Genomic DNA, 26,982 nt, shown 5'->3' on the forward strand with positions numbered 1-26,982 from the left:
TGTTATCGGCGCTTAATACCTGATGCTTTAGGGATCGCCTTGGAAAAATGAAAGGATTTGGCGTCGCTAAAATATGTATTTGTATTTCATATGAAATAACGGCGGTCTGGCTAGGACCCGCTAGGCGGAAAGATAGGACCCGGTGATGATCTATGCAATATGAGATGTAAATGCATAATGCATCGACATGTGAAATGCGACTGTAATCGCCGGCATTGCGGCGGCGCAGCGCAAATTCGCGAAAAAGCCGTCGAGATCGCGACATCGACGCAGCAAAAAGCGAAGCGGGCCGGTCGTGGCAAGTTGCGCCACGCCGGCCCGCTATCAGCAGGGACTTCGGGTAAGTCTCAGTCGATGCCGCGTCCCGTTTTCATCTTCCACGCCACCACTACCGAGATCAGGCAGCCGATCGCGAGATAGGCGGCCACCGGGTGCCACGAGCCGCCCGCGAAGCTGACCAGCGCCACCGCGATAAACGGCGTGAAACCGCCGCCCACCACGCTCGCCACCTGGTAGCCGACGCCTGCGCCGCTGTAGCGGTACTCGGTGCCGAACAGCTCGGTGAACATCGGCTGCTGCACGCTCACCACCATGTCATGCGCGATGTTCGCGAGCATCACGGCAAACACGACGATCCACAGCGTCGAGCGTGCTTCGAGGGCGAGAAAGAACGGCACGGCACTCAGCACGCCGACCAGCGCGCCAATCATGTACACGCGACGTCGGCCAAAGCGGTCGGCCATCAGCGCGAAGCAGGGAATCGTCACGCAGCTCAGCGCGCCCACCAGCAGCCCGATGGTGAGGAAGAATTCGCGCGGCATGTGCAGATTCGCTGTCGAGTAATTCAGCGCGAAGGCGGTCACGATATACATGGTGAACAACTCGGCCAGACGCAGCGCGATGATCAGCAAAAACGCCTTCGGATGACGCAGCAGCGCCTCGACGATCGGCAGACGCACGCTGCGTTCGCCGCGCTCGCCGACCTTCTCGACGAACTCCTTCGACTCCTCCATGCTCGAGCGGATCCACAGCGCGATCAGCACCAGCACCACGCTGAACAGGAACGGCAGGCGCCAGCCCCAGCTCAGGAACGAGGCGTTGTCCATCGAACGGCTGATGATCGCCACCAGACCGGTCGACAGCACGAGCCCCACGCCGTAACCCACCTGCACGCCGCTGCTATAGAAGGCCTTCTTCTTTTCGGGTGCGCTCTCGACCGCCATCAAGGCCGCGCCGCCCCATTCGCCGCCCACGGCGAAACCCTGGATGGCGCGCAAAGTGACGAGCAGCACGGGCGCCCACCAGCCGATCGTGGAGAACGCCGGCAACAGGCCGATCGCGGCGGTCGACAGACCCATCATCATGACCGTGAGCACCAGCATGCGCTTGCGGCCGAGCCGGTCGCCATAATGGCCGAACACGAAGCCGCCGAGCGGACGGAACAGGAAGCCGACGCCGAAGGTGGCGAAGGCGGCGAGCGTACCCATCGCCGGGCTGACCTTCGGGAAGAACTCGGCGTTGAAAACCAGCGCTGCGACAATGCCGTACAGCAGGAAGTCGTACCAGTCGACCACGGCGCCGATGAAACTGCCGAGTGCCGCTTTGCGAGCCTGACTGCGCGTCGCGCGATGGTCGGCTATTGCGGCCGTTGAAAGGGTAGTGCTCATGACGTGTCTCCTTGGAACCCTCGGGCTGCCAGGCAAGGGTGCGCGGTCGATCGGCTGCGTGCCGCGCTCGGTCCATGGCAGGATGTTTCGAAGGTTAATGACGCGCGGCGGATCCCACAATCCGCAGTCGGCGCAAAATGCGCGATCATCGCACGCATGTGCGCGTATAGCGCGCGTTTTGCGCGTTTACACCGATCACGGCCACCGCGCCGTTGGAAGAAGCGCGTGGCGCCAGGCGTCGCGTGCTACCGTAAATGCATATCCTGAAAACAACACTCACTGATATACTACATACGGAATATTGATAAATGCGGCAATGCAGCATATGATTGAGTCATTCGTTCACTCAATCATTCGGAGTTACAAATGGAATTTGTCTCTCTCGCGCTGCTTGCCGTTGCTGTCGTTGGCCTGGGCGCTGCCGCTACCGTCATCCTGACTCACTGGATTGCCCAACCGGTCGCGCAGCTCGCGGCGCAACATGGCCGTTTCGTCGGCTTGGGCGAAGCAGTCCATGCCGCTGCGCCGTATCGCGCGCATGTTCAACATGAGGCGATGAATGTCGTCAGAACTTCACACTGAAGCAGTGGCATCACCGTTAGCGTTGTCGCTGCAGCCGATCGGCGCGAGCGCGAGCTTGCGCGATCAGGCGTACGCCATGCTGCGTCAGGCCATTGCGGACGCGGACATCTATCAGAATCGCGAAGAAATCCGACTGGACGAACGCGTGCTCAGCGAGTCGCTCGGCGTGAGCCGCACGCCGGTGCGCGAGGCCATGACGCTACTCGAGCAGGAAGGTTTTCTGCGCATGGTGCCGCGCCGCGGCATCTACATCGTGCGCAAGAGCAAGCGTGAGATCGTCGAGATGATCCAGATGTGGGCCGCGCTCGAAAGCATGGCGGCGCGTCTGGCTACGCTGCATGCCACCGACGGGGAAATCGCCCGCTTGCGGCATATGTTCGACCATTTCCGCGACGCGACCCCGGCCGAGCACCTCGCCGAATACTCGGACGCCAACATCGCGTTTCATCAGGCGATCGTCGAATTGTCGAAGTCGCAGATCATCCTCGATACGATCAAGAACATCTTCATCCACGTGCGTGCGATTCGCCGCATGACGATCTCGCAGAGCGACCGTGCGTCCCGTTCGATCGTCGACCATCTGCGCATCATCGAGGCATTGGAGCAGCGCGATACCGAACTGGCCGAGCGTCTTACGCGGCAACATTCGCTCGATCTGGCCGCGTTTGTCGAGGCGAATTGCGATTTTCTGGATTGATGCCACGCCAGGGATTTGACCGGGAAAGCCGAGCAGAAGGGCCTGCGGTGTGAAAACACCGCAGGCCCTTTTCGTTTGGCGCCGCCGATCCGGGATAAACCCTCGCTTGACGCTCGTTGAAATATGGTATGTGATATATCAACCGCGCCGTTTCCAGCGCGCCGCAAAAAACAGGCGAGCCGACATCAGCAGAACCCGCCGCGGACGTATTTCGACATCGATCAGGAGACATGACATGGGCAAGGCACTCGACGGCGTGCGCATCCTCGACTTCACACATGTGCAATCGGGGCCGACCTGCACGCAGTTGCTCGCATGGTTCGGCGCGGATGTGATCAAGGTGGAGCGCGCTGGGGCGGGCGACATCACCCGTGAGCAGTTGCGCGATATCCCCGACGTGGACAGCCTGTATTTCACGATGCTCAACCACAACAAGCGTTCGGTCACGATCGACACGAAGAACCCCGAAGGCAAGCTGGTGCTCGAGGCGCTGATCCAGAAATGCGACGTGCTGGTGGAGAACTTCGCGCCGGGCGCGCTCGACCGCATGGGTTTTACGTGGGAGCGGATTCAGGAGTTGAATCCGCGCATGATCGTGGCGTCGGTGAAGGGCTTCGGTCCTGGGCCCTATGAGGACTGCAAGGTGTACGAGAACGTCGCGCAATGCGCGGGCGGCGCGGCCTCGACCACCGGCTTCGACGACGGCCCGCCGGTGGTAACGGGCGCGCAGATCGGCGACAGCGGCACGGGCCTGCATCTGGCGCTTGGCATCGTCACCGCGCTTTATCAACGGACGCAATCCGGACGCGGCCAGCGCGTGCTGGCGGCGATGCAGGACGGCGTGCTCAACCTCTGCCGCGTGAAGCTGCGCGACCAGCAGCGGCTCGAACGCACCGGCACGATGAAGGAGTACCCGCAATATCCGAACGGCACCTTCGGCGAAGCGGTGCCGCGCGCCGGCAACGCCTCGGGCGGCGGTCAGCCGGGTTGGATCCTGAAGTGCAAGGGCTGGGAGACGGACCCGAACGCGTACATCTACTTCATCACGCAGGCGCCTGTATGGGCGAAGATCTGCAACGTGATCGGCAAGGAAGAGTGGGCCACGCACCCCGATTACGCGACGCCCGCCGCGCGTTTGCCGCATCTGAAGGACATCTTCGCTGAGATCGAGCGTTGGACCATGACCAAGACCAAGTTCGAGGCCATGCAGATTCTCAACAAGTACGACATTCCGTGCGGCCCGATTCTGTCGATGAAGGAAATCGCCGAGGAGCCTTCGCTGCGCAAGACCGGCACGATCGTGGAAGTGGATCATCCGACGCGCGGCAAGTATCTGACCGTCGGTAATCCTATCAAACTGTCCGATAGTCCGACGGAGGTCACCCGCTCGCCGCTGCTCGGCGAACACACCGACGAGGTCATGGCCGAACTCGGCTATTCGCCCGATCAGATCAACGCCCTGCGCAGCGTCGGCGCAATCTAGCTCGCGTCATCACGCTCAAGGAGCGAAGTATGGATACGTGGATGAGATTCATGGCGAGCGACGGCGGCATCGTGTTCGGCCGTGTCGAAGGTGGTTATCTGCACGAGTACGAAAGCCTCGATCATCCGGTGCCGACTGGCGCGGTGCTGTCGACGCGCGCACTCACGCCGCTCGCGCCTTGCGCGCCGGGCAAGATCGTCGCCTTATGGAACAACTTTCATGCGCTGGCGGCAAAGCTCGACAAGCCCGTGCCGACGCATCCGCTGTTTCTGCTCAAGCCGGCGGGCTCGCTGATCGGCACGGGTGAAGCGATTCGCCGTCCGCTCAGTTACGCGGGGAAGATCGTCTACGAAGGCGAACTCGGCATTGTGATCGGCCGGCGCTGTCGCGATGCGAGTGTCGAGGCGGCCGCGGCCGCGATCTTCGGCTTTACGCTGGTGAACGATGTGACCGCTGCCGATCTGCTGAACGAGAATCCTCACTTTCCGCAGTGGTGTCGTGCGAAGGGATTCGATACGTTCTGCTGTCTCGGGCCCGCCATCGTCTCCGGTTTCGACTGGCAAGCGGCGCGTCTCGTGACGACGCTCGACGGCGTCGAGCGGCAGAACTATCCGCTCGCCGACATGGTGTTTTCGCCGGCCGAGCAGGTGAGTCTCATCTCTCAGGACATGACGCTCGAGCCGGGCGATGTGATCGCGTGCGGCACGTCGGTCGGCGTGGGCTCGATCAAGGATGGCGCGACCGTGGCGATCACGGTGGAGGGAATCGGCACACTGAGTAACAGGCTGGCCGCGGCCCATTCAGCCGATGCCGACTCGACGCAGGCGGTCGCAGCGACTGGCGCGGCCTGAATGACGAAGTGATGGCGCAGTCCATCGGGACTGCGTGTTTGCATCGCGACACGGAGGGGTTGCATGCCGCAAGCGTCTGACAGTGCCGCATGGGTCGCAAGTTATCCCTGGCCGGCCTTTGCGTTGGTGTTTGCGTTGGCATTGGCGCTGGGTGTCATTCTCGTCGCCCTCGGGCGATTGCCGCTCGAGCGTCGCGCGCGGCGACGTCCTTACTGGCACGGCGGGCTGTCGGCCGCTGTGCTGGCGGGACTGATCGAAGCGGGCAATGGCGCTAGCGGTGCACTCGTCGGTGCGTCGATCGCGGGCGCGCTACTCGGCGCGTGGCTCGTTCGTCGACGCAACCTGGTGGGGCAGCCGTGTCTCGTCGCGCTACTGGGCGGCGGTGCCGGACTCGTGGTCATGACGCTTGGTTTCGCTCGCTACCTCGGATCTATCCAGCCGTCGACCGCGCACGCAAATGGCGAGCGTATCGAACTTTACGCCGCGATATTCATCGGGGCCCTGGTCTTCGCGACGTCTGCCGTCGCGCTATGCAAACTACGCGGCGTAGCGCGGCGCGTGAGAGTAACGAGTCCGGGGCACGACCTCGTCAGCCTGTTTGCGCTGCTGCTCTGCGGATGGCTCGGCTACGGTTTCGCCACCGAGCAGACACAACCGTTCGGCATCGCCGCACTGCTGGCGATGAGCGCGTTGGCGTGTTCGATGGGCGTGCATCTGATGCTTAGCCGCGACTACTCGAATGGCTCGCTCACTGACGGAGTGTCGCGTATCGAATGGCGAGGTGGAGACGAGCAAGCCTGGGTAATGCGCGAATTTGCCTCGGGTAGCGTGCGCGCGGCAGCATTCCGTGCGCGTCGGGACTGGCATAACAGTGGCAGCAGCAATGACCGTCGACGTGTCTTCACACGCCAGCGGTCGAACCACGCCATGATCGTCCGTCGAAGATGACAGCACCGAAGCATCGAACCGAGCACGCGCCATGCGCGACATGCGCGACATGTGCGACATGCGCGACATGCGGCGAGATAAAAATCTCGCCGTCGTGCTCAGTCGCTCGCGGCGGCGAACTGGCTGTAGTACTGGCCTTTCTTGTTCAGGATAAGTTGAGCGAGAAAGTCGGCGTCGTAGGCGCGATGAAGATGCGCGTGGAATCGCTCGATATACGCCGTGATACGCGCGGCTTCGCTCTGGAATTCCCGGAGCACGTCGAGCGTGGTCAGGTCCCAGCGGAACCGCAAGCCGAGGTCGCTGAAGGCGGCGTTGTACGCGCTCAGATGCGCGTCGTCGGGATGGTTTGCGGGCGCGCGAGCAGCAGCGCGTGCGCCCGCTTGAGACTCAACCGTAACGTGGTTCATGACCGGACTCCTGGACTGACAAGTGATGAAACTCACTTGCAGCATAGAAGTCCTGATCAATTTGCAATAGTTAAAGTTTTATTGGCTTTCCATAACCTACTGCTTATACACGCTCAGTTCCCGGACGCGCGTGATCTTCTCGATCTGGTTCGCGCCTTCTTCCATCAGGAAGCTCTTGAAGGCCACCGCTACCGGTGGCAAACGCTTGTTCTTGCGATGCACCACGTACCAGTTGAGCATGACAGGAAAGCTTTCGACGTCGAGTACGACCAGGTGGCCCAGCTGCAATTCGAGGCTGATGGTATGCGCCGAGAGGAACGCGATGCCCATGCCGGCGATCACGGCCTGCTTGATCGTCTCGGTGCTTTTGATCTCCATGGCGATCTTCAGGTTGGCGAGCCGCCCCGCAAAACCCTCTTCCATCGAATTCCACGTGTCCGACCCACGCTCGCGCACGATGAAGGCCTCGCTCGCCAACTGGCTCAGCTTGATGTTGCGCTTATGCGCAAGCGGATGGGTGGGCGCTGCCACGATCACATAAGGATGCGGCGCGAATGGTTCGTTGGTCGCATCGGTTTCGTGCGGCGGACGCACCATCACCGCGAGATCGGTCTGATTGGTTGCCAGTTGATGCAGCAGCTCTTCCCGATTGTGCACGGCGAGATTGAGTACGACGCCTGCGTAACGGCGCGTGAATTCGGCCAGCAGACGCGGGAAGAAGTAGTCGCCCGCGCTGATCACCGCGACATTCAGCTTGCCGCCCGAGACGCCCTTGAGTTGACTCATCGCCTCGTCGACTTCGTGGAACTGCTGAATGATCGCGCGGCTGTAGTGGAGCATCTCGTTGCCGGCCGGCGTCAGATAGATCTTTTTACCGAGTTGCTCGAACAGCGGCAATCCGGCGTGTTCTTCGAGTTGGCGAACCTGAGTGGAGACGGCGGGCTGGGTAAGGTGCAATTCCTCGGCCGCGCGCGAGAAACTCAGGTGGCGCGCCACCGTTTCGAAAACCTTCAACTGTCGCAGAGTGGCATTGCGCATCGTCATGACCGATGTATAAGCAAATGTGAATCAACATAATAACAAACTTTAATTATTAGTAATTCAGCAATGACCCTAGCATGGGCCTGTATAAGAAAGCGCAATTGTCGGCAGGTACTCGGGTTAACGCTTGGATACGGGGATTAAACGGTGAGATCGAGGTGATGAACCATCCTGCAAGGCGTCTCGCCGCCTCGATAATTAATTGTTCGGAATAAAGCGTTCTCGCGAAACGCGATGATTTAAGCGGTTCGGTCTTTAAAAGAAAGTGCATTAAAGACGCAAATATTAAATCTTCCCGAATAGCAAGGTTTTTCGGGTCAAAACCATAGGGTGAGACACATACGGCGCGGCCTGTCCCCAAGAGGACTTCCTTCGGGGCGTCGGCCGGCTGCACCAGATAAAAAGGCGGAGACAAGGCTCATGGACGATATCACTCAGCAAACCACGCCCGGCGTGTTCTGGGCGAACCGGTGGTGGCAACTCGTCATCGGCATGGTGTGCATGGCACTGGTGGCCAATCTGCAATATGCATGGACGTTGTTCGTCACGCCGATGAACACGCGGCATCATTGGGGCGAGGCGTCCATTCAGCTTGCCTTCGCAATTTTCATTCTGACTGAGACGTGGCTCGTGCCGCTCGAAGGATGGCTCGTCGATCGCTTCGGTCCACGGCCCGTCGTGGCGGTTGGTGCGGTGTGCGCCGGTCTCGCATGGGTGATGAACTCGTACGCCACGAGCTTGCCGGAGTTGTACGTGTCCGCCGTCATCGCCGGGATCGGCGCGGGCGGCGTGTACGGCACCTGCGTCGGCAATGCGCTGAAGTGGTTTCCCGATCGACGCGGACTCGCTGCCGGCTTGACCGCTGCGGGCTTCGGCGCGGGCGCGGCGGTGACGGTGATCCCAATCGCCAACATGATTACGCGCACGGGCTACGAGCATACGTTCTTCTTCTTCGGCATTCTGCAGGGCGGTTGCATTCTCGCGCTTGCGCTGTTGCTGAAGAAACCGAATCCGCGTGTCTACACTGCTGCGAAGAAGAAATTCGCGGTGTCGAAAGTGGATTACACACCTGGACAGATGATCAAGACGCCGGTGTTCTGGGTGATCTACGTGTCCTTCGTAGCGGTGGCGGCAGGCGGCCTGATGGCCACCGCGCAAATCGGTCCGATCGCGAAAGACTGGGGACTTGCACGCATTCCGATGACAATGTTCGGCATGACGTTGCCGCTACTGACCGCCACGCTGTCCATCGATAACGTGTGCAACGGCTTCACGCGTCCGCTATGTGGCTTCATCTCCGACAAGCTGGGTCGCGAGAACACGATGTTCGTGATCTTCATCGGTGAGGGTCTGGCGCTGCTCGGGTTGATGCAGTACGGCACGAACCCCTATGCCTTCATGACCTTCGCCGCGCTGATCTTCCTCTTCTGGGGCGAAATCTTCTCGATCTTTCCCGCCATCTGCGCCGACACCTTCGGCAGCAAATATGCTGCTGCCAATGCGGGTACGTTGTACACCGCGAAGGGTACGGCCTCGCTGATCGTGCCGCTTGCTTCGGTGCTGTCGGCCACGGGCGGCTGGAGTCTCGTCTTCACGGTCTCGGCGGTGGTGACGATCGCCGCGGGCGTAGCGGCAAAATTCCTGCTGGCACCAATGCGCTCGCGCTGGATCGACGCGCACAACGAGCCGCAAGGCGTGCTCGCGGTGGCCGCTGCAGGCAAAGCGTCGCGGCTGAGTCATTGGCCCGAGCAGACGGGAGAGTAGGGTGGCGTGTTCGCACTCGGGAGTCGCGCGTTTGCATCAGGTCGTGATGTCATGAACGTGTCGTTGCAGCAACTCAAGGTGTTTGTCGCCGTCGCGCGTGAACGCAGTTTTACGCGCGCGGCGCGCGAGTTCGATCTGACGCAGTCGGCAGTGAGCCGGTGCGTGCGCGAACTCGAAGAGGCGGTGGAGCTGAAACTGTTCGACCGCACCACGCGCCAGGTCGAACTCACGCATGCGGGCGCGAGTCTGGAGCGCCGGATCGGCCGCCTGCTGGATGAAATCGATCTCACCCTGCGCGAAGAACGCGCCGCTTACGACGGTCACACGGGTGTCGTCGTGCTGGCGAGCAATCCGGTGTTGTCGTCGAGCTGGGTGGCGCAGGGACTCGCGCGCTGCGCGGCGGACTTCCCGAAGCTGGTCGTGTCCGTCAAGGACCAGCCGCAATGCAGCGTGCTCGCGAGCGTCGAGCAAGGCGAAGTGGATTTCGGCGTGGTTTCGCTGGCCGAACCGCTCGCCGGCGATCTGTTGCACGCGCAAGCAGTTTTCACCACGCCGCTGCATGCGGTGATGCCGCCCAGTCATCCGCTGGCCCGGCACGCGAGTATCGCGTGGAGTGCCTTGCAGGAGTGGGCGCTCGTCACGCTAAACGCCGACGCGGGTGTGCGGGCGGCGCTCGACCTCGCCTTCAACGCCAACGGACTCAAGCGGCGGCCCGTGCAGGAACTCGGCCACGTCGCGGCGGTATTGCGCATGGTCGAACTGGACCTCGGCGTCGGCGTATTGCCGGTCGGCGCGCATTGGCCCGCGCCTGGCGATTCGCTGGTGAGCCGGCCGCTCACGCCGGCGATTCATTTGACGACGCTGCTCGTGCATCGCCGTCACCGTTCGCTTCGGCCGAACGCCTCGGCGGCGTGGGCCAAGTTCGCGGCATCTGCTGAAGCACTATCGGACGAGGCCGGCGCGCCGCGATCCGCTTCCCACGAGGTTCCCCGGACGGCAGCCGCCCGTGGCGGCGCTGTGCTGCATCAGCCCTAGCTTCGCCGAATGCCCCGACGCCCATGCCTCATACCATGCAAGGAGCTTTACGATGGAAGCTGACACCGACCTCAGACGCCATGACCTGCTGATCAACGGCAAACGCTTGCCGCCCGGCACGGGCGAATACTCCGTCGACATCAACCCGGCCACCGAAGAGCCGATTGCGCTGGTTGCGCAAGGCAGCGCCGCCGACGTCGACACCGCGGTGCTGGCCGCGCGTGCGGCGTTGAAAGTATGGAATGCGATCCGGGCGGCCGAACGTGGCCGCATCCTGATGCGCCTCGCCGCACTGATGCGGGAAAACTTCGACGAACTCGCCTCGCTCGAAAGTCTCGACGCGGGCAAACCGATTTCCGCCGTGATGCGCCAGGACATTCCGGCCGCGATCGATACGCTCGAATACTACGCAGGCTGGTGCGACAAGATCAACGGTCAGGTGGTGCCGGTGCGTCCCGACGCATTGACGTACACCTTGCGCGAGCCGGTCGGCGTAGTGGCCGCGATCGTGCCGTGGAATTTCCCCCTCATGATCGGCATGTGGAAGATCGCGCCGGCGCTCGCCTGCGGGTGCACGCTGATCGTCAAGCCTGCGGAGATCACGCCGCTGACCGCCTTGCGCATCGGCGAACTCGCGCTCGAAGCGGGCGTGCCGCCCGGTGTGCTGAATATCGTCACCGGCAAGGGACGGGTGGTCGGCGACGCTTTGGTCGCGCATCCGGGCGTCGACAAGGTGACCTTCACCGGTTCGCCTTCGGTTGGACGAGGCATCCTGCAAGGCGCGGCGGGCAATTTCAAACGCGTCACGCTGGAGCTGGGTGGCAAGTCGGCCAACCTGATCTTTCCCGATGCCAATCTCGACAACGCAGTGCGCGCTGCCGCCGCAGGGATTTTCTTCAACACCGGCCAGGTGTGTTCGGCGGGTTCGCGCATTCTCGCGCATCGCGATGTGTACGACGAAGTCGTCGAGCGACTTGCCGCGCGGGCAAAAACCATCAAGGTCGGCGATCCGTTGACGCGTGAAACGTCCATGGGACCGCTCATTTCCGCCGCGCAGATGAAGACCGTGCTGGGCTATGTCGAGACCGGGCGCGCCGAAGGCGCTTCGCTCGTGACGGGCGGCGCGCGGGTGGGCGAGCGCGGCTTCTTCGTCGAGCCGACGGTGTTCGCCAACGTCGAGCATGAAATGCGTATTTCGCAGGAGGAGATCTTTGGCCCGGTGGCGAGCGTAATCCGTTTCAACGACGAGGCGGACGCGATCCGCATCGCCAACGGCACGCTCTACAGTCTTGCGGCCGGCGTGTGGAGTGCCGACATTGGACGAGTGCATCGCGTGGCGCGAGATCTGAAAGCGGGCACCGTGTGGATCAATACCTACGGCTACACGGACGTGCGTTTGCCTTGGGGCGGCTCCGGCGATTCGGGCTTCGGCCGTGAGCACGGCGATGTGGCGATCGAAAACTTCACCGAGCCGAAGGCGGTGTGGCTGGCGATCGATCAGTAACGACGCATTAAAAAAGGGGCAAGCGTCACGCGCCTGCCCCTTCTTTGACTTCACCGAACCGCTCAGCCGCCCTGCAATGCCATCCGCTCACGCAACTTGATGAGCGCCAGCACGACGTCGATAGTCGGGGTGGGCTCGGCAACCAGATGCCCCATTTCCTGCACCACCGTCAGCAGCGGATCGATCTCCATTGGCCGACGGTTTTCCAGGTCGACCAGCGTGGAGGTTTTGTGCGCGCCGACCGCGCCCGCACCGTCGATCCGCTTTTCAACGTCGACGCGAAAATGCACACCGAACTGTTCCGCGATGCGCTTGGCTTCCAGCATCATCGTGCGTGAGACGGCGCGCGTGCCGGGGTCGCTCGTGAGCACGTCGAGCGTGGCATGCGTCAACGCGCTGATCGGGTTGAAGCATAGATTGCCCCACAACTTCAGCCAGATTTCATCGCGGATATTGTCGCGAATCGGCGCCTCGAAGCCGGCCGCCTGCATGATCTCGTGCAACTGCTGAATGCGTGGCGTGCGTTCGCCGCTCGGCTCGCCAATCGGGAATTTCTTGCCGTACACGTGCTTGATGACACCCGGCTCGACGATCTCCGCCGCCGGATACAGCACGCAGCCGATGGCCCGCTCGGGGCCGAGCCTGGTCCATTGCGCGCCGTCCGGATCGACGCTCGCCAGACGCGTGCCGGCGAAGCGGCCGCCGTGCTGGTAAAAGTACCAATAGGGAATGCCATTGACGCCCGTGACGATCGCTGTGTGCTTGCCGAGCAGCGGCTGCATCGCATCGACCACACCGGGAAGCGAGTGCGCCTTCAGCGTGATGATCACGACGTCCTGCACGCCGAGCTCGCTCGGGTCGGAAGTGCAGCGTACCGGCGCGCTGTAGGTCTCGCCGTCCATGATCAGCCGCGCGCCGTGTTCGCGCATCGCCGCGAGATGCGCGCCGCGCGCGACGAAACTCACGTCCGCGCCGGCGCGTGCCAGTTGCACGCCCATCATCCCACCAATCGCCCCCGCCCCGAAGATACAGATCTTCATGATGCCGCTCCTGTGACTATGAGAAGTCGCTGGCCCGATGCCGCCGCCTGCCGTGCCCGGCGGCGGGTCACTAATCGAGCATACGGGCGAGCCACGAATCACGATAGTTAAAGTTTCTCGCTTGTCCCATTAGGGATCGGTTATGGACGGCGCGCGTCCCTGACGAGATCGGTGCGAACTCAGAACCCATCGGCAAGCGCTCGAACAGACCGACGAATGCTGCACTGCATTGGGAAACTTCTCAGGCCACAGCGCCCACTCCGAGAGCAAAATCCGGTTCCCTTGAGAGTGATGCGGTTGAGCGGCATTACGTGACCTGTTGAGAGTAATGCCATGAAGTCGATGCATTCGGCAATCCGTCAATCCACCAGTCACGGTTTCACCGATCTGGAAAGCGCGTTGGCGCGCCTGCTCGACATCATGTTGATCGCGTTGAGCGCGACCCTCGCCTTGTGGGTTGTCCGCCTCGATGGCGGCCAACGGATTGTCGACGGTACGGTCGCAGCGTACGTGGCTTTCGACCTGACTTTCGCCGTGCTGGTGTTGCCGTGGTTCGGCGTCTACGACTCGTGGCGCGGCCGCTCGAAATGGCGCTTGAGCGCCAGGCTCGTAGTCGGCTGGATCGTGGTGCAGGCGTGCGGGCTCGCGATGATGTTCCTGCTGCACAGCACCGCGTCGGTGTCACGGCTCTGGTGCGTGAGCTGGACCGCGATCACGGCCGCCTTGCTCGTCGCGTCGAGGCTGCTGGTGCACGCGGTGCTCGGGCGGTTACGACGCGCGGGAAGGAACCTGCGCCGGGTCGCCGTGGTGGGTGCGGGGGCGCATCGCGACAGCGTGATTGCCAATCTCGCCGCGTCGCCCGAGGCGGGTTTCCGGGCGGTCGCCACCTTGAACACGCGGCACGGCACGCAGCCGGATTTTCCGGGCTTGCGTTCGTTTGTGCGTCTGAGCGAGTTCGCCGGCTGGGTCCGGCGCGAACAGATCGAAGAAGTCTGGCTGGCGCTGCCAATGTCCGACGAAGACACCGCGCTGAGCCTGCTCGAAGCATTCAGCGGCGACCTCGTCAATGTGCGTTTCATTCCGGACGTGCGCGGCCTTGCCATGTTCGACCGGCATGTCGTCGATCTGATCGGCGCACCCGCGATCAATCTGATGGCCTCGCCGATGTCGCAGCACGCGTTGCTGCAAAAGGCGATCTTCGACCGGCTGTTCGCCGCTGTGGCGCTGCTCGCCTTGTCGCCCGTGATGTTGTCGATCGCGGCGGCCGTGAAGCTGTCCTCGAAGGGACCGGCGTTGTTCACGCAGCGGCGCAAGGGTGCGGATGGGCGGGTCTTCCGCATCTATAAATTTCGCTCGATGCGTCTGCACGCCGAGCGACCCGGCACGCTGCGTCAAGCCACGCACGGGGACCCTCGCGTGACGCGGCTCGGCGCATTTCTACGGCGCACGAGTCTCGACGAATTGCCGCAGTTCCTGAACGTGCTGCGGGGGGAGATGTCGGTGGTCGGGCCACGGCCTCACGCGATCGAACACGACGATCAGTACCGCACGATTGTCGACGGCTATATCCATCGTTACAGGGTCAAGCCGGGTATTACCGGTTGGGCGCAAATCAACGGCTTTCGCGGCGAGACCGACCGCATCGAAAAGATGCAGGGACGTGTCGAGCACGATCTGTACTACCTGCGTAACTGGTCGTTCGGACTGGACATGCGGATTGTTTTTTCTACGGTGATGAAGGGCTTTCGGCACCGGAATGCGTATTGAGGCGCGGCTGTCCGCTGCGCTCGTTTGAAGAACAGGTTGAACACGATGTTAGCGGTGACTTTAACCAGGCCGGTTTGGCGGCTCGGAACCTTGATGGCGGCAGTGGCGGTGCTGACGAGTGCGTGCGCCGTGGCGCCGGGCATGCAGATGCAAACCTCTCCGGTGCAGGATGCGCCTCGCGCCTCCAATGCGTTGGGCCCGGCTGATGAGGCTGGCGCGAGCGCGCCAGGCGAGAAGGCGGACGCAACGCGTGGCACGCCGGAGATTGCGATAACCGAAGTCGACGCCGCATTGATCTCGCGTCTAGCGCAGAGTCGCAAGCAGCAGCAACTCGAACTGTCGCAAGTGCTGGCGGTGACACCGCAGGCATACGGGGTCGGCGCGGGGGATGTGCTGCAGATCGTCGTCTGGGACCATCCGGAGTTCGCGGCTGCATTGGGCGCTGCGCAGACCCCGTCTTCCACACGGGCCGCCGATCCGCTTGCCGGGTTTGTGGTCGATCAGAACGGCAACCTGACGTTTCCTTATGCCGGTACGTTGCAAGTGGCCCGGCTGCGCACCGATGAAATTCAGCAGCGCCTGAGCGGTGCGCTCGCGAAGTACTTCGTGAAGCCGCAAGTCACCGTGCGGATCGCGTCGTATCGCGCGCATCAGGTGTACGTCGACGGCGAAGTGCATAGCCCCGGTGCGCTCGCGCTCAACGATGTCCCCATGACGCTTTATGAAGCAGTGAGCCGTGCCGGCGGCTTCAGCGACACCGCGGACCAGAGCGATCTCGTGCTCGTGCGCGATGGACAGTCGCATCGCGTGAATCTGACGCAGATGCTGGCGCAAGGCGTGAGTCCATCGCGGCTGTATCTGAAAACCGGGGACTGGCTGCGCGTGACGTCGCGCGACGAAAACGATGTGTACGTGATGGGTGAAGTCAACAAACCGATCTCGGCGATTGCGCGTCGAACGGGGCGCATCACGCTGGCGGACGCGCTGTCGCAGGCCGGCAGCGTCAACGCTGCCACGGCCGACGCCGCGCAGATGTTCGTGATCCGTGGCTCGGTCACCGGCGCACCGCAGGTGTATCGCCTCGACGGACATTCGCCAGTCGCGATGTTGCTCGCCAAAGATTTCGAACTGCAGGCCAAGGACATCGTGTATGTCGACGGCAGCGGCCTGGTTCGCTTCAATCGCGTGTTGAATCTGCTGATGCCATTGATCAGCACGGGCCTCACGGCGGGAGTGATCGCGAAATGAGCGGCGTTCTGATGGTTTGCGAAGGCAACGTGTGTCGTAGCCCGATGGCGGCAGCGATGCTGGCTCAGGCCTTGCCGCAGATCGCCGCCCAGTCGGCGGGCACGCGTGCGCTCGCCGGGCATGGCGCGGCGCCCCTGGCCGTGAGCTTGATGGACGGGCGCGGCATCGATCTGCGAGGGCATCGGTCGACAGCATTGACGTCGACACAGGTGCGCGCCGCCCAGCTGATTCTGGCGATGACGCGGGCGCAATGCAGATCGATCGAAAGTGCTTTCCCGTTCGCCCGAGGCCGCGTGTATCGACTCGGTGAACACCAACAAATCGACATAGTCGACCCGTATCGCCGCGGTCGATTTACTTTTGAAATTGCGGCGGCACAAATCGAGCAGGGCGTGCAGCGCTGGCTGGGTGCGATTGCCGGACTAAAGCTATAGCGCTGAACCATGAGTAATCACAGCAATCCCAACCTGCTCGTCGCGCAACACGACGACGAAATCAACCTGTCCGAAGTCGCGTCCGTGATCGTCGAGAATCGCTTGCTGATTGCGACGATTACCGCGGCGGCACTCACGCTCGGCGCCGGCTATGCGTTTCTCGGTACGCCGGTTTATCGGGCGGACGCCACCGTTCAGGTCGGCGACGACACGGGCGCGCTCAATGACAAGCTGGGCGATCTCGCGCAGATGTTCAGCGGCAAGTCCAGCGCCGATGCCGAGATCGAACTGATCCGCTCGCGTGGCGTCGTGGACGATGCCGTGCGGCAACTGCATCTGGATATCGATGCGCAACCACGCTATTTTCCGCTGATCGGCCAACGGCTGGCGCGGGCTTCGGCTGGCGGCGCGCTGGCCGATCCTGTTTGGGGCCTGGGACGCTTCGCATGGGGCGGTGAGGTCTTGCGCGTGTCGCAATTCGATGTGCCGCCGGCACTTTACGACAAGAAATTTACCTTGGTGGCCGATAGCGGTCAGCAGTTCCAGCTCAGGGACCCCGACGGCGAGCCGCTGCTCACTGGACGAGTGGGCGAAGTCGTGACCGGCACGACACCTGAGGGGCCGATTCGCTTACGCGTCGATAGCGCGGTGGCGCGTGCCGGTACGGAGTTCAGGCTGAGTCGCGCGTCGACGCAACTTACTACGATCCAGTTGCAAAAGAGCCTGGACGTCGCGGAAAAAACCAAGCAATCCGGCATTGTCGGAATCCGGCTCGACGGTGACGACAGCGAGCGTACTGCCGCGACCGTCAACGCAATCCTGCGTGGCTACGTGCAGCGCAATGTCGGCTGGAAATCCGCTCAGGCGCAGAAAATGTTGGGCTTTCTCGGCAATCAGTTGCCGCAGTTGAAGAGCGATCTGGAGAAGTCCGAGCAGCGCTATAACAGCTTCCGCAATCAGAACGGCACGGTCGATCTCGAAGCGGAGAGTCGCCTGGTACTGCAGGGGATTGCCGACAGCAGGACGCAGGCGACTGCGTTGCAACAGCAGCGCGCGGAGTTGCTGCAGCGATTCACGCCGACGCATCCGTCGGTGACTGCAATCGACGCGCAACTCGCCGAATTGCGGCGTCAGCAAGCCGATTTGAATGCGCGCGTCGCGACCTTGCCGAACACGCAGCAATCCGCCGTGCGTTTGATGCGCGACGTGGACATCAACTCGGGCCTTTACACCAATCTGATGGAGAACGCGCAGCAACTCGGCGTACTGAGGGCGGGGCAGTTGGGCAACGTGCGCGTGGTCGACTATGCGGTGACGGCCGAAGAGCCGGTGAAGCCGAAGAAGGCCCTCGTCATGGCTGCCGCAGCCGCATTGGGCCTGATGCTGGGTACGGCGGCGGCCTTCGCGCGTCGCGCGTTGCACAGCGGGCTGGAAAGTCCGCTCGAGATCGAGCAGATTGCCAATGCGCCGGTGTATGGCGTCATCTCGCACAGCGAGCAGCAGCAGCGTTTGCAACGCGCGGCGAATCGCGGTGACGGATGCGGCGTAAGTGGCGCACACATTCTGGCGGTTGCCGCGCCCGACGACATCGCTGTCGAAGGCGTGCGCAGCCTGCGCACGGCGCTGCAATTCCGTCTTGCCGAAGCCCCGAATAACGTCGTGATGATCACGGGGCCGCGGCCCGACGTGGGTAAGTCGTTTCTTTCCGTGAATCTCGCCGTGGTGCTGGCGTCGGTGGGCAAGCGCGTCCTGATCGTCGACGGAGATATGCGGCGCGGCAAGCTGCATCAGCACTTCGGCTTGCAACGTGAGCGCGGTTTGCCGGACGCGATCGGCGGCGCCAGCCTCGATAGCGTGGTGCGTCGAGAGGTGCTGCCGAATCTCGACGTGCTGACGCGTGGCGCGGGTTCGCCGATGCCGTCCGAGATGCTGTTCGGCGAACGCCTCGCCGCGCTCGTCGATCAGCTCGCCAAAGCCTACGACATCGTGATTCTCGACACGCCGCCGGTACTCGCCGTGACCGATTCGGCATTGATCGGCAAGTGTGCCGGTACGACCTTGCTGGTGATGCGTCACGCGCGCCATTCCGCTGCCGAGTTACGTGAGACCACCCGGTTACTGGGCGCCGCCGGCGTGTCGGTCAATGGGATTCTGCTGTGCGACGTGCCGCAGCGTGCGTCCGAATACGCTCATTCCGCTTACCACAGCATGCCGGAGACGAGGGGCTGATACCCGTGTCGCCATGGAGATTCATGTATGAAAACAATTCTGCTGACCTTCGGCACCCGGCCTGAAGCGATCAAGATGGCGCCGCTCGTCAAGCGTCTTCAACGAGCCGCCGGGATCGACTGCCGTGTGTGCGTGACCGGCCAGCATCGCGAGATGCTCGATCAGGTGCTCGAACTGTTCGAGATTCGCCCGGACTTCGACCTCAACGTAATGAAACGCGGACAGGATCTGTACGACGTGACGTCGTCGATTACGCTCGGCATGCGCGACGTGTTGAGTGCTTGCCGGCCCGATATGGTGCTGGTGCACGGCGACACCACGACGACGATGGCCGCGAGCCTCGCCGCGTTCTACCAGCGCATTCCGGTCGGACATGTGGAAGCGGGATTGCGGACCGGCAATTTGTTGTCGCCGTGGCCGGAAGAAGCGAACCGCAAGTTGACCGGCGTGCTGGCTGCGCTGCATTTCGCGCCGACTGAACGGGCACGCGACAACCTGTTGGCGGAAGGCGTGCCCGCGCAGCGCATCGTCGTGACCGGCAATACGGTGATCGACGCGCTGCTGCAGGTACGCAGCAGGCTTGCTGCGGACGCCACGCTATGCGAGACCGCCGCACGTGCATTGCCTCGGTTTTCGCCCGACCGGCGTGTGATCCTGGTGACGGGGCATCGGCGCGAAAGCTTCGGCGCGGGCTTCGAGCAGATTTGTGCGGCGCTGCTGCAGATTGCGCGCGCGCATCCCGATGTCGACATCGTGTATCCCGTGCATCTGAACCCGGCTGTGCGCGAACCGGTAAACCGTCTGCTGACCGGTGTCGCGAACATTCACCTGCTCGAGCCGCTCGACTACCTGCCATTCGTGCGCCTGATGGACCGGGCGCATCTGATTCTGACCGACTCGGGCGGCGTGCAGGAAGAGGCGCCGTCGCTCGGCAAACCGGTTCTCGTGATGCGCGAGACGACCGAACGCCAGGAGGCGGTCGACGCCGGTGTCGTGCAACTGGTGGGCACGAGCGCGCAGCGCATCGCTTCGGGTGTGACGCATTTATTGAACGACGCTGGAAGCTATCGCGCGATGACGCGCGGTGGCAACCCTTATGGAAATGGACAGGCTAGCGAGCGCATTCTCGACGCGCTCGGCGCCTTCTGGAACGACGCCGTCGCAGGTTGACGCGGGCAAAGCGGTAGAAGGGAAAAGAAATGGAATTCGAAGTGATATCGGTAATCGGCCTGGGCTATATCGGCTTGCCGACGGCAGCGGCCTTTGCGGCGCGGCGAAAAAAAGTGATCGGTGTCGACGTGAATCAGCGGGCGGTCGATACGATCAATCGCGGTGAGATTCACATCGTCGAACCCGAGTTGGACATGTTGGTCCATGCGGCGGTCACACAAGGCTATTTGCGCGCGACCACGACGCCGGAGCCCGCAGATGCGTTCCTCGTCGCGGTGCCGACGCCGTTCATGGACGGCTACAAGCCGGACCTGAGCTACATCGAAGCGGCGAGCCGCGCGATTGCGCCGGTGCTGAGAAAGGGCAACCTGGTCGTGCTGGAGTCGACTTCGCCGGTCGGCGCAACCGGGCAGATGGCGGCGTGGATGGCGGCGCTGCGTCCCGACCTGAGCTTCCCGCAGCAGGCGGGTGAGAACTCGGATATCCGTATCGCGCATTGTCCCGAGCGCGTGTTGCCGGGCCATGTGCTTCGCGAACTGGTCGAGAACGACCGGGTAATCGGCGGCATGACACCGGCATGCAGCGAGCTTGCGCGTGAGCTCTATCAGACCTTCGTGCGCGGCGAATGCATTCTGACCGACGCCCGCACGGCTGAAATGTGCAAGCTCACCGAGAACTCGTTTCGCGACGTGAACATTGCGTTCGCCAACGAAATGTCGGTCATTTGCGACACGCTCGATATCAACGTGTGGGAGCTGATCCGGCTGGCCAATCGTCATCCGCGTGTGAGCATTCTTCAGCCGGGGCCGGGTGTGGGCGGCCACTGCATTGCGGTGGACCCGTGGTTCATCGTCGACTCGGCGCCGGAGCAGGCGCGTCTTATCCGCACGGCGCGCAACGTCAACGACGACAAGCCGCGCTATGTAGTCGAGCGCGTCGAGCGCGCGGCGAGACGATTCCGGGAGCCGGTCATTGCGTGCCTCGGGCTGGCATTCAAGGCGAATATCGATGATCTGCGCGAGAGTCCGGCACTTGGCATCGCGCAGGAACTGGCGGCGCGCTTTGCGGGGCAGGTGCTGGTGGTCGAGCCGAACATCAGGGCACTGCCGGCCGTGCTCGACGGCAAGGTTCGCTTGTGCGAGCTGAACGAAGCGCTGGGCGCGGCGGACGTGATTCTGATCCTCGTCGATCATGCGCAGTTCAAGCGCGTCGATCCGGTTCGGATGCAGGCGAAGGTGGTGATCGATACGCGTGGGTTGTTGGCGAATGCTTAAGCAACGCAAGCGGCGCGATCATGCGTAGCCGTCTTATCAAACGGTTCGAGGCGCTGGTGTGCACCGGTTCGCCTGGTCTGTATCGCGTGGTGACTTTCTTCGCCGTGCAGCATATCTACTCGCTCGCCGAATTGGGGCATGTCGCGTCGAATCTGTCGATCGCGCAGATGGCGGGTTTTTTTACGGCGATTGGCTGGGCTACGCTGATTATGGTGCGTCTGCCAGGCGCGCTCGACAGGCGCACGGCAGTCGACACGTTTTATCCGCTCGCAGGGATGGCGCTCGTGACTACGCTTGCCGTCACATCGGCGAGCATCGCGCTCGCGCTGTCCGGGCTGATCCGCTTCGATGCCTGGGGCCTCATCCCGTTGCTTTTGGGATGGACGGCCTATCAGGTCGCACGGCATTACTTCGTCGCACAACGGCGCTACCGAACGGCCGTCGCGTTCGACATGGCGCTGATGGCGAGTTCGGGGTGGTTGTTGTGGCTGTGCCAACGTCATGGCCTGTCGCCGTCGTGCGCGTTGGCGTCGGCGTTTGGCATCACGGCGGCAGGGATGCTCACGACAATCGGCATGCCGTCGCGTGGTGCATCGCTCAAAACGTTCGACGTGAAAGGCCTGCAATTCGGTTTGACGAACTTCCTGTCCGGCGGCATTTCGCTCGTGTTCGTGCCACTCGCGACATTCATGTGCGGCGCGTCATTCGCCGGCATGCTCTCCTTGCTGGCCTCGGTGACCGCGGTCGGCATGCTGCTGCCTCGTGCGATTTCCATGGCGCAACTGCCGGAACTGGCGAAGCGCAGGAAAGCGGGGAGGCAACTCGATGACACGTTGCGCGACATGCGTCGGAGCATCAACTGGTCGAACGGCGTGGTGCTGATGGTCAACGTCGCGCTGGTTGTCGGCTTGACGCTTTGGCATGTGCGCGGCGGCAACGAGCGCGCGGCCGTCATGGCCGCCGGACTGCTGCTCGCGATTCAGTGCGCGGTCGGGATGATGGGCATCGTCGGAAGCAGTGTGATGATGGCATTCGAGAAAGGTGCCGACACGGCGAAGATCAACGTGGCCGCCACCGGGGCCTTCGCGCTGGTCTGCGCGCCGTGCGTCTGGTATGGCGGCCCGGTGGGATTCATGCTCGTTCTTCTCGCTGCGATTGCGGTGGCGGGTTTCAGGAACTGGCTCGTGTGCGCCAAGGCGGCGGATGTTCATCGCCTTTACGCGAGCCCAGGTGCTCAAGCGGAGCTCGCCGACGCGCACTCGGCGACCACCACACAGCGAGCGTCGCAATGAGCGCCGCACGCGGGGCCGTGCCGGGCGTGGCGGAGCGCCGGACGCTGACACTCTCTTCAATTGGGGCGTGGGCCGTCGCGGCAGCTTATCTGTTCTTCTGCATGAGTGACACGATGTTGACGCTGGAGGACGAACGGTCGCAAATCGTCAAGATTGTCGCGTTTGGTCTCCTGTCGTTGGCGATTTTTATCAGACCGAGATTCCATCGTTTGATCGTACTCGTCGCGCCGCTATTGTTCCTGCTTTGGATCGGCCATGTACGCGCATTCAACGCGGATGCCGGGACGGAAGAGTTTCTGCGGTTCCTGTTTCCCATCGTGATTACGATTGCGCTTTTTGCTTATCGTGACCGGCTCGATGCCGTGCTCAATATGTTTTTTCTGGTCGTGATCAGCAACGACCTGTTTCAGTGCTATTTCTACCTCGCATATCTGGCGGGAATGCCGCTACTTCTGCCGATTCGTATCGACTCGGGCCTGTTCCTGCGCGCCCAGGGATGGATGGGGTTTTTCTCGGAGTTCAGCTTCATCAACTTCTGTGCGTTCGTGCTGTGTCGACAGTACAGACCGACGAAGCGATCGTTGGCCATGTCATGGCTGTTCGTTCTATTCGCCCTGCTTGGCTTTTCGTTCAAGATGTTCGCGACCCTGGCGATTTATCCGCTGATCGCGAGGAGGGTGAGTCCACGGGTCTGGGCGATGGCGGGCGTGGCGGTCGGCATCGGTGTCTGGATCATTGCCAATGGCTATCTGGACTCGTTGTTCAGCGTGGCCGCCGCCAAGATTTCGTTTTACATCGTCGAAGGGAATTCCGCGCGGGCGGAATCCTACCGTGTGATGGTCGAGTCGCTGGCCAAGGGCAACTTCCTGGGCGAAGGACTGGGGTCGTTCGGTGGTCCGGCATCGGTCAAATACGGCTCGCCGCTTTATGGTGCTTATCACTTCAACTGGTACGGGCTCGGCGACCTGTTGAAAACAACCGACACGTTCTACCCGCATCTCTTTGTCGAGACCGGATTGCTGGGCGCACTCATATGGCTTTGCTTCGTGTTGCGTTATGGACAGAATCGGCGAAGCAATATGCCCTGGATTCTCATTGTCGCGGCGTTCTGCTTCGACAACATTTTCTCGATGGCTTTCGTATCGCCTTCTTATGTTTTTTCGGCGTTGCTGATGATGCAGGTCTTTTCGATGCGTAACAAACCGCTCGTGTCAGAACTGAACCGTACTTCACATTCAGCAAGGGCGAACGCATGAAGATTCTCATCGTAACGAACATGTACGCGGGGCATAACTCCGCTCAACCGTCTCAAGGCGTCTTCGTGACGGAGCAGGTCGAAGCGTTGCGCGTGATTTACGGCGACGCAATCGACGTACTCGTAATCGAAGCTTTTCGGGGCCGGCTCGCTTATCTGAAATCGCTCGTGCAGGTCGTGCGGCTAGGGAGACACAAGGCCTACGACGTCGTTCACTATCACTTTGGTCTGAGTGCGTGTTCCGCGCCGCTAGTGCGACTATTTTCGAATGCAAAAGTGGTCGTGACTTTCCACGGTTCCGATGTCATGGGGCGAAGCTGGATGAGAGCGATATCGCTCGCTGCCGCGAGGTTTTCCCACGCATGTATTGGAGTGAGCGATGAGATATCCGCAAAGGTGAGCCGTGGTTCAAGGCGCTGCGTGACCATTCCTTGCGCGGTAAACGAATCGCTGTTTGTAGAACCCGGCAACGAGTACATGAAAAAAATGGGCCGAAAGGTCGTGGTCTTTCCATCGTCGCCGACAAGGCCCGAGAAAGACTACCCCTTGTTCAAATCGGTTATCGCCCGTCTGTCCGACACCTCAGGGTTCGAGATGGAAGAGCGACACATCGACGGCCTCGATCGCGAAGCCGTGCGCGATCTTCTCCTGCAGGCCGATTGTCTGGTCATGACGTCCGAAAGAGAAGGTTCGCCGCAGTCGGTCAAGGAAGCCATGGCAGTCAATCTGCCGGTCGTGTCGGTCGACGTGGGCGATGTCAGGCAATTGCTTCAGGGCGTCTCGCATAGCGCCGTCGTCGAAGGACGCGATGCAGCGGCACTCGCGTTCGCCGCCGCGGATGTATTGACGCGAGCGGCGCGCTCGAACGGAAGAACCCGCTTGAAATCACTTGGCTATTTCTCCACCGAAGTGGCCCAGCAAATCAGCCGCTTATATGAATCGCTTACTCATAACAAAAGACGCCATGAAACGCATTGAGCTCTTTTCCTGTCCGATGGACATTGCGACGATGAACGAGACGGTCGACTGGATCGCCGCGCGGATCGAACGAAAGCAGTTTACGCAGCACGTCGTCGTCAACGTGGCGAAGCTCATTTACATGCAGGCCGACGCGGAACTTGCCGCCTCCGTGCGCGCGTGCGACATCGTCAATATCGACGGCATGGGCGTGGTGTGGGGCGCGCGGCTGCTGGGCGTGCCGGTGAGCGAACGCGTGGCTGGGGTCGATCTGTTCGATCATCTGCTGCGGATGGCCGCGCAACGCTCGCTGCCGGTGTTCCTGCTCGGAGCGACGGATGCCGTCGTCGCCCGCGTGGCCGCCGTGGTGACCACGCGCTATCCCGCGCTGCAGGTGGCCGGGCATCATCACGGCTACTTCTGGGACGATGAAGAAGCGGTCGTGGAGATGATCCGCCGCTCAGGGGCGCGTCTATTGTTCGTGGCGATCACCTCGCCGAAAAAGGAAACCTTCATCAACCGCTGGAAGGATCAACTCGGTGTCGATTTCGTCATGGGCGTGGGCGGCACGTTCGATGTTGTCGCAGGCAAGGTGCGCCGCGCGCCGCGCTGGATGCAGCGCAGCGGCCTCGAATGGGCCTATCGTGTCATGCAGGAACCGCGCCGCATGTGGAAGCGGTATTTCGTCACGAACAGCCGGTTTGCGCTCATGCTGATCAAGGCACGGATTGCGCTGACACTACGCGGAGCAGCGAGCGGCCATGGCAAATAAATTGGCGTGGCTTGCGTGTACGCTGCTCGCCGTCACGGCATGCAGCAACTCATCGCTCGCGCGGCAGGATGGCGGTCACTACACGATCCTGTATCGCAGCGCGTGGCACGCCGGTATCGATCCTCGCCTGACGATCCAGGCTCCGCGGCCGGATGCCATCGCGACGGTCGCGATGCCGCAATTCCACGGCGTCGCGCTGAAGGCGACGATGCGTCGCGCTGACGATTTCACTCACGTGGCGAATGGCACGCCGCGTGCCGAAGTCGTCTTTGCGCGAGACGCTCATTTCGCGGTGGGCAAGGATTACGAGGTACGGTGGTCGACCATGATTCCGCCGGCGTATCGACTCGATTCGCAGCAGCCGGAGATCATTACCCAACTGCATCAGAGCGGCTTCACAGGGTCTCCGCCGTTTGCGCTCATGCTGTCGGGCGGACATTACCAGGTCGACGTGAGAGGCGGTGCGGGAACGCCGAGCCAGTCATACACGTTCGGCACACCCGCGGCCGACGCCGGCAGGGTAGTCACGTGGCGCCTGCACTATCGCCCCGACGATCAGGGCACTCGCGCCTTGACGGACCTCTACAAGGACGGCGTGCGAGTCGTGCACAGCATGGGCCGCCCGAATGCTTATCCCGGCGACCAGAACGCTTACCTGAAGATCGGCATCTACAAATGGTGGTGGCAGACGAGGCCGTCGGATGTCGACGAACGCACGATGTACTACGGCGACGTTGAGATTGCGGAGCAGGTGCCTAATTCACTGCCTTGACGAAACCGGGATCGTCGATCAACGCATCCACACTCATCTTGACCGTGTCTTCGATCGCGATGGTGTTGCTGGTGAACTTCGGGCACTTGTGCCTGACCGTCTTCGTCGTCGTGTACACGACAGTCTGCGTGGTGGGATCGGTCACCACGTAGCGCATCTTGAGCGTCCAGTGAGCGGGCGTGCGCGCGTCGTCCACGGTGAAGGCCTCGATGCTGCCGCTGAGCGTGCGCCGGCTTTCGTCCATGTGAAAACCGGCGAGCCGCAAGCTGTTCGCCACGCCGTTGCGCACGGATTCGTTGATATCGTTTTTGAGCACGATGCCGGTCATGGCCGTGTTTTCGATGCGATTCGGCGAAACGCGTCCGCTGCGAGCGGGCATGTAAGCGAAGTCGTGCGTCGGGGCGACGTTGAGCCAGCCGGTGGGATGCGCCGTCGTGCGCGCCGCGCTGTTGAGTCCAAACCACGACCACGAACAGGCCGACAACATCAGCGGCAACGCCACCACGCCGCAGCCTTTGAACAGGGCGGATCGCGATGGCAAGCGCATTGGGCGGGACGGCCGCGGCGGACTCTGGCTCTGTCGCGGCGACTCCGACGCTAGGCTGGAACAAGCGGCGTTTGAAGTCAGAGGAGTTACCCTTTTAGATTGAATCATCCCGGTGGAGAGCAACATGGTAACAGTGTGCCGGGTCGGCGCATTCGCCCGGCCAGATTGAGCCACACGCTCGTGTGCAGGGCAGGAGGGCCGTTCATCATAGCGAACGGGCTTTCCGCCGGACAAGCGGGGATTAGA

24 protein-coding genes are annotated in these 26,982 nt (G+C 62.1%); 19 read left to right on the top strand and 5 right to left on the bottom strand.

Features of this window, described 5'->3' with window-relative positions; translation table 11 throughout:
* Positions 1 to 347: 347 nt before the first annotated feature.
* The gene (gene shiA, locus FQ705_RS31155; RefSeq protein ID WP_144148400.1) at positions 348 to 1,667 is read right to left on the bottom strand and encodes a shikimate transporter; all 1,320 of its coding nucleotides are present in this window, start codon (positions 1,665 to 1,667) and stop codon (positions 348 to 350) included.
* Positions 1,668 to 2,033: 366 nt separating this feature from the next.
* Between shiA and FQ705_RS34865 the strand changes: the two genes are divergently transcribed.
* The 5 genes from FQ705_RS34865 (at position 2,034) to FQ705_RS31180 (ending at position 6,228) form a co-directional block, all read left to right on the top strand.
* Entirely contained in the window at positions 2,034 to 2,249 is a 216-nt protein-coding gene (locus FQ705_RS34865; protein WP_144148402.1) for a hypothetical protein, read from the top strand.
* The gene (locus FQ705_RS31165; RefSeq protein ID WP_144148404.1) at positions 2,227 to 2,946 is read left to right on the top strand and encodes a GntR family transcriptional regulator; all 720 of its coding nucleotides are present in this window, start codon (positions 2,227 to 2,229) and stop codon (positions 2,944 to 2,946) included. The genes FQ705_RS34865 and FQ705_RS31165 overlap by 23 nt, the downstream gene beginning before the upstream one ends.
* Before the next feature lie 235 nt (positions 2,947 to 3,181).
* A complete protein-coding gene (gene frc / locus FQ705_RS31170; protein ID WP_144148406.1) occupies positions 3,182 to 4,429 on the top strand; it encodes a formyl-CoA transferase in 1,248 nt (415 codons plus the stop codon).
* A 29-nt stretch (positions 4,430 to 4,458) separates the two neighbouring features.
* Positions 4,459 to 5,280 carry a fumarylacetoacetate hydrolase family protein gene (locus FQ705_RS31175; RefSeq protein WP_144148408.1) on the top strand — a complete coding sequence of 274 codons (822 nt, stop codon included), beginning with the start codon at positions 4,459 to 4,461 and terminating at the stop codon, positions 5,278 to 5,280.
* Between the two features lie 63 nt (positions 5,281 to 5,343).
* Entirely contained in the window at positions 5,344 to 6,228 is an 885-nt protein-coding gene (locus FQ705_RS31180; RefSeq protein ID WP_144148409.1) for an NAD(P)(+) transhydrogenase (Re/Si-specific) subunit beta, read from the top strand.
* Between the two features lie 98 nt (positions 6,229 to 6,326).
* Here the strand turns inward: FQ705_RS31180 and FQ705_RS31185 are convergent, their stop codons facing one another.
* Both FQ705_RS31185 and FQ705_RS31190 read right to left on the bottom strand, forming a co-directional pair.
* Positions 6,327 to 6,635, bottom strand: a complete 309-nt coding sequence (locus FQ705_RS31185; RefSeq protein ID WP_144148412.1) for a hypothetical protein — start codon at positions 6,633 to 6,635, stop codon at positions 6,327 to 6,329.
* Between the two features lie 96 nt (positions 6,636 to 6,731).
* Positions 6,732 to 7,679 carry a LysR family transcriptional regulator gene (locus FQ705_RS31190; protein ID WP_144148414.1) on the bottom strand — a complete coding sequence of 316 codons (948 nt, stop codon included), beginning with the start codon at positions 7,677 to 7,679 and terminating at the stop codon, positions 6,732 to 6,734.
* 417 nt (positions 7,680 to 8,096) lie between these two features.
* Between FQ705_RS31190 and oxlT the strand changes: the two genes are divergently transcribed.
* From oxlT to FQ705_RS31205, 3 genes are read left to right on the top strand one after another with little or no spacing between them, the layout of a single operon-like run.
* Complete coding sequence (gene oxlT / locus FQ705_RS31195) at positions 8,097 to 9,440, top strand: oxalate/formate MFS antiporter (protein WP_144148416.1); 1,344 nt, start codon at positions 8,097 to 8,099, stop codon at positions 9,438 to 9,440.
* Positions 9,441 to 9,491: 51 nt separating this feature from the next.
* Positions 9,492 to 10,475: a LysR family transcriptional regulator gene (locus tag FQ705_RS31200; RefSeq protein ID WP_144148418.1), complete on the top strand. Its 984-nt coding sequence runs from the start codon at positions 9,492 to 9,494 to the stop codon at positions 10,473 to 10,475.
* A gap of 52 nt (positions 10,476 to 10,527) precedes the next feature.
* On the top strand, positions 10,528 to 11,979 hold the full coding sequence (locus FQ705_RS31205; RefSeq protein ID WP_144148420.1) for an aldehyde dehydrogenase family protein: 1,452 nt from the start codon (positions 10,528 to 10,530) through the stop codon (positions 11,977 to 11,979).
* Between the two features lie 62 nt (positions 11,980 to 12,041).
* Here FQ705_RS31205 and FQ705_RS31210 read toward each other — a convergent pair whose 3' ends face one another.
* Complete coding sequence (locus FQ705_RS31210) at positions 12,042 to 13,019, bottom strand: 2-dehydropantoate 2-reductase (RefSeq protein ID WP_144148422.1); 978 nt, start codon at positions 13,017 to 13,019, stop codon at positions 12,042 to 12,044.
* A 342-nt stretch (positions 13,020 to 13,361) separates the two neighbouring features.
* Here FQ705_RS31210 and FQ705_RS31215 point away from each other — a divergent pair, with 342 nt between their 5' ends.
* Genes FQ705_RS31215 through FQ705_RS31265 form a run of 11 tightly spaced genes read left to right on the top strand, consistent with a single transcriptional unit; the run spans position 13,362 to position 26,189 of the window.
* Entirely contained in the window at positions 13,362 to 14,786 is a 1,425-nt protein-coding gene (locus FQ705_RS31215; RefSeq protein WP_144148911.1) for an undecaprenyl-phosphate glucose phosphotransferase, read from the top strand.
* 45 nt (positions 14,787 to 14,831) lie between these two features.
* The gene (locus FQ705_RS31220; protein WP_260854690.1) at positions 14,832 to 16,034 is read left to right on the top strand and encodes a polysaccharide biosynthesis/export family protein; all 1,203 of its coding nucleotides are present in this window, start codon (positions 14,832 to 14,834) and stop codon (positions 16,032 to 16,034) included.
* Positions 16,031 to 16,468 (top strand): low molecular weight phosphotyrosine protein phosphatase, encoded by a 438-nt coding sequence (locus FQ705_RS31225; protein ID WP_144148424.1) that lies wholly within the window; start codon positions 16,031 to 16,033, stop codon positions 16,466 to 16,468. The genes FQ705_RS31220 and FQ705_RS31225 overlap by 4 nt, the downstream gene beginning before the upstream one ends.
* 9 nt (positions 16,469 to 16,477) lie before the next feature.
* A complete protein-coding gene (locus tag FQ705_RS31230; protein ID WP_144148426.1) occupies positions 16,478 to 18,697 on the top strand; it encodes a polysaccharide biosynthesis tyrosine autokinase in 2,220 nt (739 codons plus the stop codon).
* 27 nt (positions 18,698 to 18,724) lie between these two features.
* Entirely contained in the window at positions 18,725 to 19,867 is a 1,143-nt protein-coding gene (gene wecB, locus FQ705_RS31235; RefSeq protein WP_144148428.1) for a non-hydrolyzing UDP-N-acetylglucosamine 2-epimerase, read from the top strand.
* Between the two features lie 29 nt (positions 19,868 to 19,896).
* Positions 19,897 to 21,141 (top strand): UDP-N-acetyl-D-mannosamine dehydrogenase, encoded by a 1,245-nt coding sequence (wecC, locus tag FQ705_RS31240; RefSeq protein ID WP_144148430.1) that lies wholly within the window; start codon positions 19,897 to 19,899, stop codon positions 21,139 to 21,141.
* A gap of 20 nt (positions 21,142 to 21,161) precedes the next feature.
* Positions 21,162 to 22,433 carry a hypothetical protein gene (locus FQ705_RS31245; RefSeq protein ID WP_144148432.1) on the top strand — a complete coding sequence of 424 codons (1,272 nt, stop codon included), beginning with the start codon at positions 21,162 to 21,164 and terminating at the stop codon, positions 22,431 to 22,433.
* Complete coding sequence (locus tag FQ705_RS31250) at positions 22,430 to 23,689, top strand: hypothetical protein (protein WP_144148434.1); 1,260 nt, start codon at positions 22,430 to 22,432, stop codon at positions 23,687 to 23,689. The genes FQ705_RS31245 and FQ705_RS31250 overlap by 4 nt, the downstream gene beginning before the upstream one ends.
* The gene (locus FQ705_RS31255; RefSeq protein ID WP_144148436.1) at positions 23,686 to 24,666 is read left to right on the top strand and encodes a glycosyltransferase; all 981 of its coding nucleotides are present in this window, start codon (positions 23,686 to 23,688) and stop codon (positions 24,664 to 24,666) included. The genes FQ705_RS31250 and FQ705_RS31255 overlap by 4 nt, the downstream gene beginning before the upstream one ends.
* Positions 24,653 to 25,417, top strand: a complete 765-nt coding sequence (locus tag FQ705_RS31260) for a WecB/TagA/CpsF family glycosyltransferase (RefSeq protein WP_144148438.1) — start codon at positions 24,653 to 24,655, stop codon at positions 25,415 to 25,417. Before FQ705_RS31255 ends, FQ705_RS31260 begins: the two co-directional genes overlap by 14 nt.
* On the top strand, positions 25,407 to 26,189 hold the full coding sequence (locus FQ705_RS31265) for a heparin lyase I family protein (RefSeq protein ID WP_144148440.1): 783 nt from the start codon (positions 25,407 to 25,409) through the stop codon (positions 26,187 to 26,189). Before FQ705_RS31260 ends, FQ705_RS31265 begins: the two co-directional genes overlap by 11 nt.
* On the opposite strand, the gene FQ705_RS31270 is transcribed toward FQ705_RS31265, so the two are convergent.
* The gene (locus FQ705_RS31270) at positions 26,173 to 26,736 is read right to left on the bottom strand and encodes a hypothetical protein (protein ID WP_260854675.1); all 564 of its coding nucleotides are present in this window, start codon (positions 26,734 to 26,736) and stop codon (positions 26,173 to 26,175) included. The two genes, FQ705_RS31265 and FQ705_RS31270, sit on opposite strands and share 17 nt — an antisense overlap.
* Positions 26,737 to 26,982 lie beyond the last annotated feature (246 nt).

It is taken from the genome of Paraburkholderia sp. BCC1884 (genome assembly GCF_900996225.1).
Taxonomy (GTDB): domain Bacteria; phylum Pseudomonadota; class Gammaproteobacteria; order Burkholderiales; family Burkholderiaceae; genus Paraburkholderia.